Origin of the sequence: Stutzerimonas stutzeri (genome assembly GCF_002890915.1) — a bacterium.
GTDB lineage: Bacteria > Pseudomonadota > Gammaproteobacteria > Pseudomonadales > Pseudomonadaceae > Stutzerimonas > Stutzerimonas stutzeri_AF.
In genome coordinates this window covers 24,317-40,949 of record NZ_POUT01000010.1, presented here as the reverse complement: position 1 = coordinate 40,949, position 16,633 = coordinate 24,317, and the positions used below count along the sequence as shown (strand labels likewise).

Below are 16,633 nucleotides of genomic sequence, written 5' to 3'. Positions count from 1 at the left end.
CGCCCCGGGTGGACCGTCACCTGCGAGCGTCGCCCCCAGGCAACACGCATGGATATCTTATGAAAATCGTTTCCTTCAACATCAATGGGTTACGCGCAAGACCTCATCAGCTTTCTGCGCTGATAGAAAAACACCAGCCGGACATCATCGGCCTGCAGGAAACCAAGGTAGCCGACGAGCAGTTCCCCCGGGCGGAAATCGAGGCGCTCGGCTACCACGTGCATTACCACGGCCAGAAGGGGCACTACGGCGTCGCCCTGCTTTCGCGCCAGGCACCGCTGGAAATCCACAAGGGCTTCCCCGGCGACGGCGAGGAGTCGCAGAAGCGTTTCATCTGGGGCCGTTTCGCCGATGCCAACGGCCAGCCGGTGACGGTCATGAACGGCTATTTCCCGCAAGGCGAAAGCCGCGCCCACCCGGTCAAGTTCCCCGCCAAGACCCGTTTCTACGCCGACCTGCAGGCACTGCTCGAACAGCAGTTCAGCCCGGACCTGGCGCTGGCGGTGATGGGCGATTTCAACATCTCGCCGGAAGATTGCGACATCGGCATCGGCGAGGCGAACGCCAAGCGCTGGCTGCGCACCGGCAAATGCAGCTTCCTGCCGGAAGAGCGCGAATGGCTCGGCAGGCTCAAGGGCTGGGGCCTGCAGGACAGCTTTCGCACCCTCAATCCGGAAGTCGTCGACCGCTTCAGCTGGTTCGACTACCGCAGCCGCGGCTTCGAGGACGAGCCGCGCCGGGGCCTGCGCATCGACTACATCCTGACCACCGCGGCGCTGCACGAACGGGTCACCGATTGCGGCGTCGACTACGATATCCGTGCGATGGAGAAGCCGTCCGATCATTGCCCGGTGTGGATCGAACTGGCCTGATCCCCGTGCCGAACTTGCGCCAGTTTGCATTCTGGCGCGATAACCAACGGGCACGGCGCGCCGTCATATTTCGGTAACCGAATCGTCTTAATCTCGCGACCTTCATACAGGGAGGTCGCGAGATGTCGCCACGTATCACCGTAGAGAGGTTCCGGGCCCGGGTTCTGAGGCTGCTGTTGCTCGGCTTGGCTGGTTGCAGCATCCCCGCGCAGGTCCTCGCCGCACTCCCGCTACCTGCCGACGACACGCCGGTGCTGCGCATTCACGGCTCCAATACCGTGGGGGCCAAGCTCGCGCCGATGCTCATCGCCGGGCTGTTCGAGGCCCAGGGCCTGCAGGAGGTACGCACCCAGCCCACCGAGGTGGAAAACGAGCAGCGCATCAGCGCCCGTACCCCGGAAGGCCGCCCCGTCTACGCCACGGTGGCCGCGCACGGCACCGGCACCGGTTTTGCCGGATTGAAGGACGGCTATGGCGACCTGGCCGCCGCTTCCCGCCCGATCAAGGCCGCCGAGCGCGCCGAGCTGGTGGCACTGGGCGACATGCGCAGCGCCCAGGCGGAACAGGTGATCGCCATCGATGGCCTGGCCATCGTGGTCCACCCGGACAACCCCGTGCAATCGCTGACCACCGGCCAACTGGCCGAGCTGTTCGCCGGCGAGATTCGCAACTGGCGCGAGCTGGGCGGGCCGGACCTGGCGGTCCAGCTGCATGCCCGCGACAATCGCTCGGGCACCTGGGACACGTTCAACGAGCTGGTCCTGGCGCGCCAGGGCAAGACCCTCTCCGATAGCGCCAGGCGCTACGAATCCAACGACGCACTGTCGCGCGCGGTGACGCTGAATCGCGGCGCCATCGGTTTCACCGGGCTGGCCTCGCTGGGCAAGGCCAAGGCACTGGCCATCGCCGATGGCAAGTCGCAGCCGATGCTGCCGCTCAACGCGCTGGTCGCCACCGAGGACTACCCGTTGTCCCGTCGCCTGTTCCTCTATGCGCGCCCGAGCGGCCAGACCCCATGGACCCAGGCCTACATCGAGTTCATCCACAGCAGCACCGGCCAGCAGATCGTCGAGCAGTCCGGCTACGTGGCGCAGCACGTCGACGTGGTCAGGCAGGCGCCCCAGGCGGACATGCCCGCGTTCTACCAGCGTCTGGCCAGCGAGGCCCAGCGGTTGACGGTCAACTTCCGTTTCGAGGAAGGCACCGCGCAACTGGACAACAAGGCCCAGCGCGATCTCGACCGGGTGGCGGATTACCTGCGCGCCCACGGCAAGCTCGTCGGCAGTGCGGCCTTGATCGGCTTCGGCGACACCAAGAGCGACCCCACGCGTGCCGCCCTGCTGTCCAAACTGCGCGCCATGACGGTGCGCCGCGAGCTGAGCAAGCGCGGCGCTTTCTTTAGAGAAATCAATGGAATGGGATCAGAACTTCCAGTCGCTTCGAATGATCAGGGCAGCGGCCGGGTGAAGAACCGGCGCGTCGAGATCTGGGTTTACTGAGCCCCCTGCTCCGGGCAGGCCTTGCGGCCTGCAATCGCCGCGAGGGCGCGCCTCCCACCGGTTCGGTGTGCACCGGCTGCCTTCGTGGGAGGCCCGACCTCGAGGCGATGATTTTGAGCCTCGGGCAGTCCTGCGGCCTGCAGTCGCCGCGAGGGCGCGCCTCCCACCGGTTCGGCGTGGGCTTGCTGTTCTTGTGGGAGCCCCGACCTCGGGGCGATGCTTTTGAGCCTCGGGCAGTCCTGCGGCCTGCAATCGCCGCGAGGGCGCGCCTCCCTCCGGTTCGGTGTGCACCGGCTGCCTTCGTGGGAGGCCCGACCTCGGGGCGATGCTTTTGAGCCCCGGGCAGTCCTGCGGCCTGCAGTCGCCGCGAGGGCGCGCCTCCCACCGGTTCGGTGTACACCGGCTGCCTTCGTGGGAGGCCCGACCTCGGGGCGATGCTTTTTGGCTTCAAGCTTCTGGCTTCTGGCTCATCAATGCCCGCGCAGCATGTCCCGCGGCACGTACTTGCCCAGCTCGTGCTTGCCGATGGAAGCCAGGTGTACCTCATCCGGACCATCGGCCAGGCGCAGGGTCCGCTGCATGGCGTACCAATGCGCCAGCGGGAAGTCCTCGGACACCCCGGCGCCGCCATGGATCTGGATGGCGCGGTCGATCACCTTGAGCGCGACGTTCGGCGCCACCACCTTGATCTGCGCGATTTCGCTGGCGGCGATCTTGTTGCCCACGGTGTCCATCATGTAGGCGGCATTGAGCGTCAGCAGGCGCGCCATGTTGATCTCGATGCGCGACTGGGCGATATGGTCGAGGTTGCCGCCCAGCCGCGCCAGCGGCTTGCCGAACGCGGTACGGCTGACGGCGCGTTCGCACAGCAGCTTCAGCGCCCGCTCGGCGACGCCGATGGAACGCATGCAGTGGTGGATACGGCCCGGGCCGAGACGCCCCTGGGCGATCTCGAAGCCGCGGCCTTCGCCGAGGATGACGTTCTCGTAGGGGACGCGGACGTTTTCCAGCAGCACTTCGGCATGGCCATGCGGCGCGTCGTCGTAGCCGAACACCGGCAGCGGGCGCAACACCTTCAGCCCCGGCGCGTCCATCGGCACCAGGATCATCGAGTGCTGCTGGTGGCGCGGCGCATCCGGATTGGTCAGACCCATGAAGATCATCACCTTGCAGCGTGGATCGCAGGCGCCCGACGTCCACCACTTGCGACCGTTGATCACCCACTCGTCCCCTTCGCGCACGGCGCGCGCCTGCATGTTGGTGGCGTCGGAGGACGCCACCGCCGGCTCGGTCATGCCGAAGGCGGAACGGATCTCCCCGCGCAGCAGCGGCTCCAGCCACTGGCGCTTCTGCGCCTCGCTGCCGTAGCGCACCAGCACCTCCATGTTGCCGGTATCCGGCGCGGAGCAGTTGAAGGCTTCCGGGCCGAGGCCGGAGCTGCCCATGATCTCCGCCAGCGGCGCATATTCGGTATTGCTCAGGCCGGCGCCCAGTTCCGATTCCGGCAGGAACAGGTTCCACAGCCCCTCTGCCTTGGCCCTGGCCTTGAGCTCTTCGACGATCGCGGTCGGCTGCCAGCGATCGCCTTCGGCGACCTGCTGGTAGAAGACCTTTTCGGCCGGATAGACATGAGCGTCCATGAACGCCTGCACGCGCGCTCTCAGCTCTTGAACCTTGGGGGAGTAGGCGAAATTCATGGCGACGACCTTCTGCGGGTGTGTATGTAAGCAAGGATGCTAGAGGACGGCTTTCGATTTATCTAAGCTATTTTCCTCGTGTATAAACATTCATAACCGATATATGATCGGCGCATCCGTTACATGCCGGAGAGCACAACAATGAACCTGAACAAGGTCGACCTGAATCTGTTCATCGTCTTCGATGCCATCTATACCGAAGCCAACCTGACCCGCGCCGGGCAGATCGTCGGCATCACCCAACCCGCCGTGTCCAATGCCCTGGCCCGCCTGCGCGAGACCTTCAACGACCCGCTGTTCGTGCGCACCGCGCAGGGCATGGTGCCGACGCCCATGGCGCAGAACATCATCGGCCCGGTGCGCAACGCCCTGCAGCTGCTGCGCGTGTCCGTGCAGGAAAGCCGGACGTTCAATCCGGCGCAGGCGAACAAGGTGTTTCGTATCAGCATGACCGACCTCACCGAGGCGGTGATGCTGCCGCCGCTGTTCCAGCGCCTGCGCCGCCTGGCGCCGAACGTGAAGATCGAGAGCATGCTGGCCAAGCGCCGCGAGACCACCAAGGAACTGGCCGCCGGCCGCCTGGACTTCGCCATGGACGTCCCGCTCAACACCGACCCGCAGGTGCGCCACGCCAAGCTGCTGGAAGACCGCTACATCTGCGCCATGCGCCGTGGCCATCCGCTGGCCAAGGACAAGCTGAGCCTGGAGCAGTACCTGGGGCTGTCGCACATTCATATTTCCAGCCGCCGCAGCGGCCTCGGCCTGGTGGACCTCGCCTTGGGCAAAATGGGCCTGCAGCGCAAGATCGCCCTGCGCTCGCAGCACTACCTGATGGCGACCCAGGTGATCGAGCAGACTGACATGGTGGTCACCGTTCCCGAACGCTTCGCCCGCCGCCACAACCTGCACCAGGTCGACCTGCCGGTGGACGTCGCGCCGCTGGAAACCCACATCTACTGGCACGAAAGCACCGACCAGGACCCGGCGAACCGCTGGATGCGCGAACAGATGATCGAGATCGCCCAGCAGGTCACCGCGCAGCAGGACAAGACCGACTAGAACTCAGCCGCCATTACCCTACAATCGCCGCCTCTGTTCCCCGAGGAGTACCCGATGCCCAAAGCCATGGCCCGCCACATCCTGGTCAAGACCGAAGCCGAAGCCGCGCAGCTGAAGAAACGCCTGGCCAACGGCGAGGCGTTCGACGTGCTGGCGCGCAAGTACTCCACCTGCCCATCCGGCAAGAAAGGCGGCGATCTCGGCGAGGTTCGCCCGGGGCAGATGGTGCGCAGCATCGACCAGGTGATCTTCAAGAAGCCGCTGCGGGAGATCCACGGCCCGGTGAAGAGCCAGTTCGGCTACCACCTGGTGCAGGTGTTCTACCGCGACTGACGCTCAGAAGCGCTGCAACTGCATCTCGCGCAGGCGGCTCAGGGTACGGCGGAACGGAAACGACAGATAGCCCTCGGTGTAGAGCTCGTCCAGCGCCACCTGCGCCTCGATGTACAGCGGAACACGGCGGTCGTAGCACTCGTCCACCAGCGCGATGAAGCGCCGCACACCGTCGTCGCGGGCGGCGAGCCGGGGCAGCTCGCGGTCCCCCGCCGCCACCCGCGCGGCGGCATCCTCGGTGCCACGGGCGATGCGGCCGTCCTTTTGCGCGCTGCCCAGTTTCGGCACGTCGTCGATCAGGATCGCTCGGAAGCGGTCGCACAACTCGATGAAATCCAGCGCGCTGAAGGGTTGCTCGCACAGGTCGGCGAAGCGACACCAGAGCACCGACTCGCTGCGGCGCAGCACCGGCAAGGGACGTCGGCCGAGCGTTGCCGGTTCGTCGCTGGCGGCGCCTTCGGCCAATGCCTCGAACAGCTCCGGCAGAACGCTGGGGCTGCCGGGGGCACGCACCCAGTAGCGCTGCAGCACGGCACCGGGGCGCAGGCGATGATCCGCGCCGCCGTCCACGTTGACCACCTGCATGTGCTGCTCGATGGCCTCGATGGCCGGCAGGAAGCGCTCGCGATTGAAGCCATCGGCATACAGCTGCTCCGGCGGCTGGTTGGAGGTGGCGACGATCACCACGCCCTGCTCGAACATCACCCGGAACAGGCGGCCGAGGATGATCGCATCGCCGATATCGCCGACGAACAGCTCGTCGAAGCACAGCACGCGGATCTCCTCGCCAAGCTCCCGGGCCAGCGCCTGCAACGGGTCGGCGGTGCCGCTGAGCTGGAACAGGCGCATGTGCACCCAGCGCATGAAGTGATGGAAGTGTTGTCGGCGCGCGGGAACCGGCACGCTCGCATGGAACATATCCATCAACCAGGTCTTGCCGCGTCCCACCGGCCCCCACAGGTAGATGCCGGCCGGTACCGCCTCCTGCCGCAGCGCGTCGTGGCAATGCTGCAGCAGCTCCACCGCGCGCAGCTGGGCGGCATCGCTGACGAAGCCCTCACGGTCGACGGCTTGCTCGTACAGGGCGAAGGGGGATGGATGTTCCATGGCGACCGGCTGGTTGAAGAAACGGCCCGCGATGGTAACGCAGCCTCGCCGGAAGCGGCAGCAGGAGCATCAATCGCCCATCAGTTGCCCGGCCTGCTCGCGCACCTGTTCCAGCAACGCCAGCTGCGCGGTCGACGGCGCCTCCTGGGCACGTGTCAGCGCATACAGCCGCACCGGTATCGATGGTTCCAGCGGGCGCTGCTCGACCGTGCTCCCGCCCGCCGCCGCCGTAAGCGGATCGACCAGTGCCAGCCCCTGCCCGGCGGCGACCAGGGAACACGCCAGCTGGTAGGTCTGCACCCAGGTATCGATGCGCGGCGGTGGATCGAGCTCCTCCAGATGCCCGCGCAGCAGGCCGCCCAGCGCATCGCGGGTATCCAGGCCGATCAGCGGCGCACCGGCCAGTTCCGGCAGCCGCAGCGGTTGCGACAGCCTGTCGGCCGGCCACCAACCAGCCGGCGCGATCACCGTCATCTGCCCTTGCGCCAGCAGCTGGCTGCTCAGGCCCGGATGCTCGACGGCCTGCAGCGTCAGCCCCAGGTCCGCTTCGCGCAGCAGCAGCGCCTCGACGATCTCGGCGGTGTGCTGGGTGGCCATCTGGCAGGGCGTGTTGGCGAAGCGGCCGCGCCAGCGCCGCAGCGCTTCCGGCAGCAGCGCCTGGGCCAGCGCCGGCGTGCAGATCAGGCGCAACGCACGCTCCTCGCCACGCCCGAGGTTGTCCGCCAGGCGTCGCAGGTTCTGCAGGTCGGCCGCCAGGCGCTCGGTTTCCTGTTGCAGGATGCGCGCCTCGGCGGTGGGCTGCAGCTTGCCGCGAACCCGGCTGAACAGGGCGAAGCCCAGTTGCTGCTCGGCATGCTTGAGGATCTTGCTCGCCGCCGGCTGCGAGATGTGCAGCAACTGCGCGGCCGCCGTCAGGCTGCCGGTCTGCAGAATGGCCTGGAACAGTTCGATATGGCGAAGACGCATGGCTAGGGTCTGTTGGGGTTTCGACCCGCCAGAGCATAACCCCGGGTTATGGCTTGCCTCCATCCTTTCATTGGCCGCCCCGGCCGCATTCGCCCTAGGCTTCCGGCATCACCTTTCAGGGAGCGAAGCGATGCGAGTTGCGGTAATCGGTGCCGGCGTGATCGGCCTCACCACGGCCTATGCGCTGGTCCGCCAGGGCCATCGGGTGGACCTGATCGAGCAGCGCGACCAGGTGGCGCTGGAAACCAGCTTCGCCAATGGCGGCCAACTGAGCTATCGCTACGTCTCGCCGCTGGCCGATACCGGCGTGCCGCTGCAGGCCCTGGCCTGGATGCTGCGCGGCGACGAGGCGCCGCTGCGTTTCCGGCCGACGATGAGCCTGCGCCAGTGGCGCTGGTGCCTGCGTTTCCTGCTCGCCTGTCGCCGCTCGACCAACCGCCGCAACGCCGCGCACCTGCTGCGCCTGGCGCTGCACAGCCAGCAGGTGCTGCGGGACTGGCGCGAGCAGGACGGGCTGGATGACTTCGCCTGGCGCGCCAACGGCAAGCTGGTGATCTACCGCGACCGGGCGCACCTGGACAAGGCCGCGGCCGGGATCGATGCCAGCGCCGACCAGCAGCTGCTCGATGCCCGCGGCTGCGGCCTGGTCGAGCCCGCCCTGCTGCCGCTGATCGACAGGCTGCAAGGTGGCATCTACTCCCCCGGCGACGAAGTCGCCGACTGCCATCTGTTCTGCAAGCGGCTGCTGCAGCGCCTCGAACGATCGGCGAACTTTCGCCTGCATTGCGGCCAGGCGGCCAGGCGGCTGCGCCGCGAAGACGGCAGGATTCGTTCGTTGACCCTCGGCGAGCAGGAGTTGCCGCTGGATCATCTGGTGATCGCCGCCGGAGCCGCCAGCGTGGCGCTGCTGCGACCGCTGGGCATCGAGCTGCCGATCTACCCGCTCAAGGGCTACAGCCTGACCCTGCCGCTGCACAGCCATGCCAGCATCCCCGAAACCAACGTGACCGACTACGACAACAAGGTGGTCTACGCGCGCCTCGGCGATCGGCTGCGGGTCGCCGCCATGGTCGACATCGGTGGCTGGGATGCCAGCCTCGACCGCCGGCGCATCGCCATGCTGCAGCGTCTGGCCAGCGAGACCTTTCCCGCTGCGGGCGATTATCGCCAAGCCACGCAATGGGCCGGACTGCGCCCTGCAACGCCCGAGGGCACGCCACTGCTGGGCGCCTGCGGCATGGGCAATCTCTGGCTCAACGTCGGCCACGGCAGCCTCGGTTTCACCCTGGCCTGCGGCAGCGCCGACCTGCTCTGCGACCTGATCGATGGCCAGCATCCAGCCGTGGCGCTGGATGGCCTGGTGCTTGCTTCCTGAACCCCCGACGAGGAGAAGAACCATGTCCTTGCAACGCATCGCCCCGAACGAACGCATGTCCGCTGCGGTAACGTTCGCCAATCTGGTATTCCTTTCCGGCCAGGTACCCGACGACCGTACCCAGGACGCCAGCGGGCAGACCCGCCAGGTGCTGGACAAAATCGATGCGCTGCTCGCCGCAAGCGGCTCCGATCGCACCCGGCTGCTCAGCGCGCAGATCTGGCTGAAGGACATCGAGGCCGACTTCGCCGCGATGAACGCCATCTGGAGCGCCTGGCTGCCCGCAGGCTGCGCCCCCGCGCGGGCCACCGTCGAGGCGCGGCTCGCCTCGGCGGACGTGCGCGTGGAGATCATGGTGATCGCAGCCGCCAGCTGATCGCCGGCTGCTGCGCCCTGGATGCACCCCGTTTCACCCAACCACACGCAAGAGGAACAACAATGAACAAGAAAACACGTGTCGGCCTGCTTGGCTGCACCCTCCTCGCCGGCGCCCTGGGCGCCACCACCGGCATGGCCCAGGAGCGCTTCGTGACCATCGGCACCGGCGGCCAGACCGGCGTCTACTACACCGCCGGGCAGTCGGTGTGCCGCTTCCTCAATCGCGCCGAGACGCAGCCGGCGATCAAGTGCAACGCGCCCTCCACCGCCGGCAGCGTGACCAATATCGTCTCGCTGCAGAACGGCGAGTTCGAATTCGGCTTCATCCAGTCCGACCACCAGCACAAGGCGCTGAACGGGCTGGCCCCGTTCGACAAGGGCGGGCCGATCGGAGAGCTGCGCGCGGTGTTCTCGCTGCAGACCGAGATTCTCACCGTCGTCGCCCGGCACGACAGCGGCATCGCAACCTTCGACGACCTCAAGGGCAAGCGGGTGAACATCGGCGTGCCCGGCTCCGGCAGCCGCGATACCTTCGACGAAGTCATGAAGGCCAAGGGCTGGACCAATGCCGACTTCGCCCTGGCCGGCGAACTGAAGCCGGCGGAGATGGCCTCCGCGCTGGGCGACAACAACCTCGACGCCATCACCTATGTGGTCGGCCACCCCAGCGGCGCCATCCAGGAGGCGCTGACCAACGTGCAAGCCACGCTGATCCCGGTCAGCGGCCCGCAGATCGACGCGTTCCTCAAGGGTGCCGACTACTACACCGCCGCCGAGATCCCCGCCGGGCTCTACCCGGGCGTGGACGCGCCGGTGCCCTCCATCGGCGGCAAGGCGGTGCTGGCCACCACCGCGAAAACCGACCCGGAGGTGGTGTACCAGCTGGTCAAGTCGGTATTCGACAACCTCGAGCGCTTCAAGCGCCTGCACCCGGCCTTCGCCGAGCTGCAGGCCGAGGACATGATCCGCGTCGGCCTGACCGCACCGCTGCACGAAGGCGCCGAGCGCTACTACAAGGAAAAAGGCTGGCTCTAGGGTCTGTTCCCGTTTCATCGCGAGCCGCGTTGCTGCGAGAAATAGCCCCCGGTTAGGCGCAGGACGCAGGTAATGGTCATTCCCTTGCCAAGTCCTGCAACGACAGCGGGGACTATTTCCCGCGCAACCCGAAGGGCCGGGCCTGTTTTACCGCGATGCGGCGTTACTCGATGGCTCATTTAGACGACTAAACTTCGCATCTCGTGCCTTGCCTCGCGGTAAAACAGGCTCCGGCGCGGCCGCGAATGAAGCGGGAACAGACCCTAGCGTAATTGGAGCGCGTTGGGCTTCGCAGGCTCAATCAACCTTGTACCTACGATACGTCACGGTTGAGGTGGCAATACAGCGAAGCACCGGTGGTGCGCATAACGCGCTCTGTATCCGATCCACCTCGGGCCTGCCGCCCTCTATCGATGCGCTCAACCCGGAAAGCGCACCAAAATAAGGCAAAGAAATGGGAAAAACCGGCGTTTTCCGCTCGGAACCGTCGCAGATCATGGCTGGTATGAAGATTGCTATTTTCTTCACACCCGACGCTTCGGCCTAGGGACTGTTCTATTGCGTTGTCAGGCGCCAGTCATCCCGGCATGCCTGAAGCACTCTGGACGATGAGCGGCGGTGACAACGAAGTCCCGCCGTAGCGGGCACAGCAGGCCCGACGATCCATCAATCGCCTGGAGCTTCCCATGCCTACCCCATTTCCTATCCTGAAGACGCATTCGCGCGCGTGTCCGCCATTCGTCCAGCTAGCCGGCCTGGTATTTTTCCCATGCGCGGCCTTCGCCGTCGGTACACCTGCACCGCTGCTGCTCGATTCCCTGACCGTCAAGGGCTCGGCCATGCAACAGGCCACCGACAAGGCTTATTCCACCACCCTGATCGAGGCCAACGAGATCCGCCAGGAGCACGTCGACCAGGTACAGGACCTGCTGCGCAAGGTGCCGGGGATGAACGTGCGCGACCTCGGCCTCCCGGGCGTGGCCGACAACATCTCGCTGCGCGGCTTCGGCAATGGCGGGCACGGCGGCGACATCGGCTTCATCGTCGATGGCATCCCGCTCAACGAAGCGATGTCCCACGCCGACGGCTATGCGGACCTGAACCTGATCGTTCCGCTGGAACTGGAGCGCATCAAGGTCCTGCGCGGCCCCGTCTCGGCGCTCTACGGTAACTACAACCGCGCCGGCAGCGTCACCCTGCAGACACGGCGCGGCGGTGACTACCGTGAGCTGGACCTCTCCGCCGGCGAATACGGCAAGGTCGACCTGCAGGCCGCCGCCGGCTTCGAATACAACGGCAACCAGCGGATCAACCTGGCCGCCCAGGCGGTGCACGACGACGGCTTCCGCAACCAGTCGCAGAGCGAGCGGCAGACCTTCGCCGGGCGTTGGGCGATCGATTTCAGCCCGGCGCTGGAAGTCGCCCTGTCGACCCGCGTGCACCAGGCCGAGGCCGACAATCCGTCCTACCTGCCCTACGCCGAATACAAGCGCGATCCCTATGGCAAATACGCCGGCGTGCAGAACGACGGCTCGGAAAAGGACTACCGGAGCCTGCGTCTGGATGCCAACTACCGCCTCGCCGACGACCTCAAGCTGCTCTCGTTCCTCTACACCACCCGCCAGGACTTCAGCCGCTGGTTCACCCGCCCGGTCGCCGGCACCTGGAGCCAGCGCGAGGAGACCTACGACCGCGCCGTGCTCGGCGGCGGCTTCAACCTCAACGGTCAGGGCAGCCTGGCCGAACGCCCACTGAACTGGGTCGCCGGAGTGGAAAGCTATCGCGAGCGCACCGATTACCTGAAGCACGACGGCATCCACTATCGCCAGCGCAACGCTACGCCCAACCTGGACCGGCGCTTCACGCTCAACAACCTGGCCGCCTTCGGCGAGCTCGAATGGCAGATCGACCCGCTGTTCACGCCGACGCTGGGCTGGCGCTGGGACCGTTTCACCGGCGATTGCGCCATCCAGGGCGCGGAAACCGTCGGTGGCGAATGCGCGCGACTGGCGCCGGTCAGCCATGCCAGCCCCAAGTTCAGCCTGCGCTCGCGGCCCGCCGACTGGCTCGAACTGCGCGCCAGCTGGGCGGAAGGTTTCGCCCTGGCCGAGGAGACCGCCAAGTATTCCCTCGGCACCGCGCGCGTCGACCCCAACGTGTTCCGCCAGACCGAAGTGGGTGCCAACCTCGTCTGGGGCGACCTGAGCCTGGACCTGGCGCTCTACCGCATCGATTCCACCGACGAGATCGGCGAAAATCCGGCCGGCGAATACGAGAACTTCGGCGAAACCCGGCGTACCGGCTTCGAAGCCGCCGGGCACTGGTATCTCAGCGATTCCTTCGACCTGTCGCTGGCCTGGGCCACCGCGCAGTCGGAAATTCGTCGCAACGCCGACCCGGCCCTGGAAGGCAATCGCGTGACCGGCGTGCCCAGCCATACCACCACGCTCACCGCCAACTGGCGCCCGGTCGCCGACTGGGAAGGCAGCCTGACCTGGCGGCAGATCGGCGACTACGCTCTCGACGCGGCCAACCGGCAGATCACCGGCAGCTATCACGTGGCCGATCTCAGCATCGCCCACACCCTCGCCTTCGCCCCCGGCGTGCGCACCTACCTGGCCGTGGAAAACCTGACCGACGAGGTCTATGCCGCCGCGGTGTCCACCATCGGCTATGCCAGCGGTGCGCCGCGCCGCGTGAGCCTGGGCGTCCAGGCCAGTTTCTGATCAGAGGAGAGTTCCATGTTCCGCCCCACACCGCTCATCCTGGCTTTCGCCACGCTGCTGGCGCTGCTCGGCAGCCGTGCCGCCCTGGCCCACAGCGTCTGGCTGGAAGCCAATCCGCAGGGCCCCGGCCATGTCGTGCGCTTCGGCGGCCACGCCGGCGTGCTGGAAGACTATCCAGCGGAAAAACTCCAGCAGGTCCATGCCTACGATCGCCAGGGCGCCGAACTCGGCGTCGTGCGCCACGACCGCGCCGATGGCGTACGCCTCGTCCCCGAGGGCGATGCGGCGCTGATGACGCTGTTCTTCGACAACGGCTACTGGAGCAGGCTGGACAGCGGCCGCAGCGAGAACCGGCCGATGGACCAAGTGCCCGGCGCGGTCAGCGGCGTGCGGGCCGTGAAGCACCACAAGAGCATCCTGCACTGGAACGCACAGGCCAGCCGGCCCCTGGGCCAGGCCTTCGAGCTGGTGCCGCTGGCGGACCGCAAGCCCAGGGCCGGGCAGCCGCTCGAACTGCAGGTGCTGATCGACGGCCGTCCGGCCGCCGGCATCGCCCTGGCCTTCGACGAGGAAGGCGAGCTGGCCCGCAGCGATGCCAATGGCCGCGCCAGCCTGGTGGTTCGCCCGGGCAGCAACCGTATCTGGGCCGGGCAGCGACTGGCGGTGAGCGATGATCCGCGCCTCACCGAACTCAGTACCGAATACAGCCTGGTGTTCCATGCCGATGAATGATCGCTGCCGCCTCCTCGCCGGTCTGTTGTTGCTGGCCGGCTCTCCCTTCCTGCACGCCCACGGCCTGGACGTGCTGGCCCAGCGGAGCGGCGAGCGGCTCACCGGCATCGCGCTGTACAGCGACCGCACGCCCGCCGCCGGCATTTTTGTCGAGGCCCTGGACGCCGACGGCCGATCCGGCAGTCTCGCCGAGGGCAAGACCGATACCGCCGGACGCTTCGAGCTGCAGGTGCCAGCGGTTTCCCGGATACGCGTGGTCGCCGAGGGCGAGGAAGGCCATCGCGCCACGGCGTTGGCCAGCGACGTACCGGCGGCCGGCGCGAACCACGAGACGCTGCTCCTGCTGCGCGAGGATATCGGCCGCCTGGAGCAGCGGCTCTGGTGGCGCGACGTGCTGGGCGGGCTTGGCTACCTGCTCGGTATTTTCGGACTCTGGGCCTTGTGGCGAAGCCGGCGCGGCAGCGCCGAGGGGAGGCGCTGATGCATATCGCCGAGGGCGTGCTCGCCACCCCGCTGCTGGTCGGCTGCACGGTGCTGTCGGCCGGTGGGCTGCTGTTCGGCCTGCGGCGTCTGGACGATGCGCGCATGCCGCTCGCCGCGCTGCTCGGCGCCGCCTTCTTCGTCGCCAGCACCGTGCACGTACCGGTGGGCGTGGGCAGCGTACACCTGGTGCTCAACGGCCTGGCCGGTCTGCTGCTCGGCTGGGGCGTTTTCCCGTTGTTCTTCGTCGCCCTGCTGCTGCAGGCCGCGCTGTTCTCGTTCGGCGGTTTCCTGGTGCTCGGCGCCAACCTGCTGTGCATGGCGCTGCCGGCGATACTCTGTCATCTGCTGCTGGGGCCGCTGTTGCGCGGTACGCCAGGCCCGCGCCGGCTGTTCGGCATCGGCATCGGTTGCGGTCTGATCGGCGTCGGCGGCGCCGCGGCGATCGCCAGCCTGCTGCTGGCGCTGAGCGGTGGACGGCTGTTCGACCAGTTGATCGGCCTGCTGCTGGTCGCCCACCTGCCGGTGATCGTCGTCGATTCGCTGATCGGCGCGCTCGTTCTGGGGTTGCTCTGGCGCATGTCGCCGGCACTGTTGCAGGAAAGACGGCCATGAACGGCGCAGCCTGGCGCCTGCTGTCGGCCCTGCTCGGCAGCCTGGGCATCGCCTTGTTGACGGACACCGCCGAACTGCTTGCCGCCTGTGCGCTGGGCGGCGTGGCGTTGCTGCTCGCCCTGCTGCTGCGCCAGGCGCCGACCGGGGTGCTGCTGCGCCGCTGGGCGACGCTCAACCTGTTCGTCGGCTGCGTCTGGCTCAGCCTGCCCTGGCAGCTCGACGCCGAAGGGTTGCGGCTGAGTACCGAAGGCGTCGAAGCCGCCGTGCACATCAGCCTGCGCGGCAACGCCGCCGGCCTGCTGTGCATTGCACTGCTCGCTGGCCTGGACGGTTTCGCCGTGGCCGCGGCGGCGGCGCGCCTGGGCCTGCCGCCACGCCTCGCACGCTTGCTGGCCCTGACCGTGCGCTACCTGACGCTGATGCACGACACCCGCGCGCGCCTGCAGCGGGCCATGCAGGCGCGGGGCTTCCGGCCGCGCTGCGACCGGCGTACCTGCGAAGTGCTGGCGCTGCAGGTCGCGCTCATCCTGGTCCATGCCCTGCTGCGTGCAGAACGAGTCGACCTGGCGCTGCGCGCACGGGGTTTCGGCATCCAGCGCCTGACCGGTCGCGCCAAACGACCCGCCACATCCTTGGAAGAACGCCCATGCTCACGCTGATCGAAACCCGCGGGCTGCGTCTGGCGCGTTCCGCGGACCGCCTGCTGAGCCCGCCAGACTTCAGCCTGGAGGCCGGCGAACGCCTCTGCCTGCTCGGCGCCAGCGGTCGCGGCAAGACCAGCCTGCTGCACGCTTTGCTCGGTTTCGTGCCGGTGCACGAAGGCAGCCTGCAGGTGTTCGGACGCGAGCGGCGCAGCGAGGCCGACTTCATCCCCCTGCGCGGCCCGCTGGGTCTGCTGTTCCAGGACCCGGCGGACCAGCTGTTCGGCCCGACGGCGCTCGAGGACGTCGCCTTCGGCCCCCTCAACCAGGGCCTGGAGCACCGAGCGGCGCATGCGCTGGCGCTGGAAACGCTCACCGCGCTTGGCCTCGAACGGCTGGCCGAACGCCCGGTACAGCAGCTTTCCGGTGGAGAACAGCGCCTGGTGGCGTTGGCTGGGGTGCTGGCCATGAAACCCCGCATGCTGCTGCTCGACGAACCCAGCAGCGGACTCGACGAGAACGCCTGCGCGCGCCTGCTGGCCTGCCTGTTGGAAACCGGACTGCCGATGCTGGTCGCCAGCCATGACCAGGAGCTGGTCCACCGGCTCGGCACCCGTACCCTGTCGTTGTGAACAAGAGGATGCCCGATGGAACGCATCACCATCTCGCTGGAGGCCGAACTGGCCGAAGCCTTCGACGCGCTGATCGCGGAGCGCGGCTACCGCAACCGCTCGGAAGCCATGCGCGACCTGCTGCGCGCCGAACTGGAACGCTCGCGGCAACGCCGCGACGCCAGCGCGCATTGCGTCGCCAGCCTCAGCTACGTCTACAACCACCAGGAACGCGAGCTCGCCGAACGCCTCGCCCGCCATCATCACGCCCACCACGACCTGAGCGTGTCGACCCTGCAGTCGTATCTTGACCATGAGCACTGCCTGGCCTGCTCGATCCTGCGCGGACCGACCCGGCTGGTGCGCCAGCTGGCCGAGCGCATCATGGCGGAAAGCGGAGTCCGCCACGGCCATCTCAACCTGGTGTCGCTGACCGAGGACGGTGCCGAGCACCGCCACGTGCGAGGCCTTTCGGCCAGCCACCGGCACTTCCGCCCGGTGGACTAG

At 67.4% G+C, this 16,633-nt stretch carries 17 protein-coding genes; 14 read left to right on the top strand and 3 right to left on the bottom strand.

Annotation, left to right across the window (positions count from 1 at the left end; genetic code table 11):
- Positions 1 to 59 precede the first annotated feature (59 nt).
- Positions 60 to 872 (top strand): exodeoxyribonuclease III, encoded by an 813-nt coding sequence (gene xthA, locus CXK94_RS17110; protein ID WP_102895238.1) that lies wholly within the window; start codon positions 60 to 62, stop codon positions 870 to 872.
- Between the two features lie 122 nt (positions 873 to 994).
- Positions 995 to 2,371 (top strand): phosphate ABC transporter substrate-binding/OmpA family protein, encoded by a 1,377-nt coding sequence (locus CXK94_RS17105; RefSeq protein ID WP_102895237.1) that lies wholly within the window; start codon positions 995 to 997, stop codon positions 2,369 to 2,371.
- 470 nt (positions 2,372 to 2,841) lie between these two features.
- Here CXK94_RS17105 and CXK94_RS17100 read toward each other — a convergent pair whose 3' ends face one another.
- Positions 2,842 to 4,068, bottom strand: coding sequence for an acyl-CoA dehydrogenase (locus CXK94_RS17100; RefSeq protein ID WP_037037434.1), 1,227 nt, complete (start codon positions 4,066 to 4,068; stop codon positions 2,842 to 2,844).
- Positions 4,069 to 4,209: 141 nt separating this feature from the next.
- On the opposite strand from CXK94_RS17100, the gene CXK94_RS17095 reads away from it, so the two are divergent.
- Positions 4,210 to 5,127, top strand: coding sequence for a LysR family transcriptional regulator (locus tag CXK94_RS17095; RefSeq protein WP_037037431.1), 918 nt, complete (start codon positions 4,210 to 4,212; stop codon positions 5,125 to 5,127).
- A gap of 33 nt (positions 5,128 to 5,160) precedes the next feature.
- The gene (locus CXK94_RS17090; protein ID WP_371257573.1) at positions 5,161 to 5,460 is read left to right on the top strand and encodes a peptidylprolyl isomerase; all 300 of its coding nucleotides are present in this window, start codon (positions 5,161 to 5,163) and stop codon (positions 5,458 to 5,460) included.
- Between the two features lie 3 nt (positions 5,461 to 5,463).
- On the opposite strand, the gene zapE is transcribed toward CXK94_RS17090, so the two are convergent.
- A complete protein-coding gene (gene zapE, locus CXK94_RS17085) occupies positions 5,464 to 6,567 on the bottom strand; it encodes a cell division protein ZapE (RefSeq protein ID WP_037037426.1) in 1,104 nt (367 codons plus the stop codon).
- A 69-nt stretch (positions 6,568 to 6,636) separates the two neighbouring features.
- Positions 6,637 to 7,533: a LysR substrate-binding domain-containing protein gene (locus CXK94_RS17080; RefSeq protein WP_102895236.1), complete on the bottom strand. Its 897-nt coding sequence runs from the start codon at positions 7,531 to 7,533 to the stop codon at positions 6,637 to 6,639.
- Positions 7,534 to 7,663: 130 nt separating this feature from the next.
- Between CXK94_RS17080 and CXK94_RS17075 the strand changes: the two genes are divergently transcribed.
- The 10 genes from CXK94_RS17075 (at position 7,664) to nikR (ending at position 16,633) form a co-directional block, all read left to right on the top strand.
- Complete coding sequence (locus CXK94_RS17075; RefSeq protein WP_102895235.1) at positions 7,664 to 8,908, top strand: D-amino acid dehydrogenase; 1,245 nt, start codon at positions 7,664 to 7,666, stop codon at positions 8,906 to 8,908.
- A 22-nt stretch (positions 8,909 to 8,930) separates the two neighbouring features.
- On the top strand, positions 8,931 to 9,284 hold the full coding sequence (locus CXK94_RS17070) for a RidA family protein (protein ID WP_102895234.1): 354 nt from the start codon (positions 8,931 to 8,933) through the stop codon (positions 9,282 to 9,284).
- 62 nt (positions 9,285 to 9,346) lie between these two features.
- Positions 9,347 to 10,321, top strand: a complete 975-nt coding sequence (locus tag CXK94_RS17065; RefSeq protein WP_102895233.1) for a TAXI family TRAP transporter solute-binding subunit — start codon at positions 9,347 to 9,349, stop codon at positions 10,319 to 10,321.
- 686 nt (positions 10,322 to 11,007) lie between these two features.
- Positions 11,008 to 13,047 (top strand): TonB-dependent receptor, encoded by a 2,040-nt coding sequence (locus tag CXK94_RS17055; protein ID WP_102895232.1) that lies wholly within the window; start codon positions 11,008 to 11,010, stop codon positions 13,045 to 13,047.
- A 15-nt stretch (positions 13,048 to 13,062) separates the two neighbouring features.
- A complete protein-coding gene (locus CXK94_RS17050) occupies positions 13,063 to 13,779 on the top strand; it encodes a DUF4198 domain-containing protein (protein WP_102895231.1) in 717 nt (238 codons plus the stop codon).
- The gene (locus tag CXK94_RS17045; protein ID WP_146032314.1) at positions 13,772 to 14,260 is read left to right on the top strand and encodes a carboxypeptidase regulatory-like domain-containing protein; all 489 of its coding nucleotides are present in this window, start codon (positions 13,772 to 13,774) and stop codon (positions 14,258 to 14,260) included. The genes CXK94_RS17050 and CXK94_RS17045 overlap by 8 nt, the downstream gene beginning before the upstream one ends.
- Positions 14,260 to 14,874, top strand: a complete 615-nt coding sequence (cbiM, locus tag CXK94_RS17040; protein ID WP_102895229.1) for a cobalt transporter CbiM — start codon at positions 14,260 to 14,262, stop codon at positions 14,872 to 14,874. Before CXK94_RS17045 ends, cbiM begins: the two co-directional genes overlap by 1 nt.
- Complete coding sequence (locus tag CXK94_RS17035) at positions 14,871 to 15,533, top strand: energy-coupling factor transporter transmembrane component T family protein (RefSeq protein ID WP_102895228.1); 663 nt, start codon at positions 14,871 to 14,873, stop codon at positions 15,531 to 15,533. Before cbiM ends, CXK94_RS17035 begins: the two co-directional genes overlap by 4 nt.
- Entirely contained in the window at positions 15,521 to 16,147 is a 627-nt protein-coding gene (locus CXK94_RS17030) for an energy-coupling factor ABC transporter ATP-binding protein (RefSeq protein ID WP_102895227.1), read from the top strand. The genes CXK94_RS17035 and CXK94_RS17030 overlap by 13 nt, the downstream gene beginning before the upstream one ends.
- 15 nt (positions 16,148 to 16,162) lie before the next feature.
- Positions 16,163 to 16,633 carry a nickel-responsive transcriptional regulator NikR gene (nikR, locus tag CXK94_RS17025; RefSeq protein ID WP_102895226.1) on the top strand — a complete coding sequence of 157 codons (471 nt, stop codon included), beginning with the start codon at positions 16,163 to 16,165 and terminating at the stop codon, positions 16,631 to 16,633.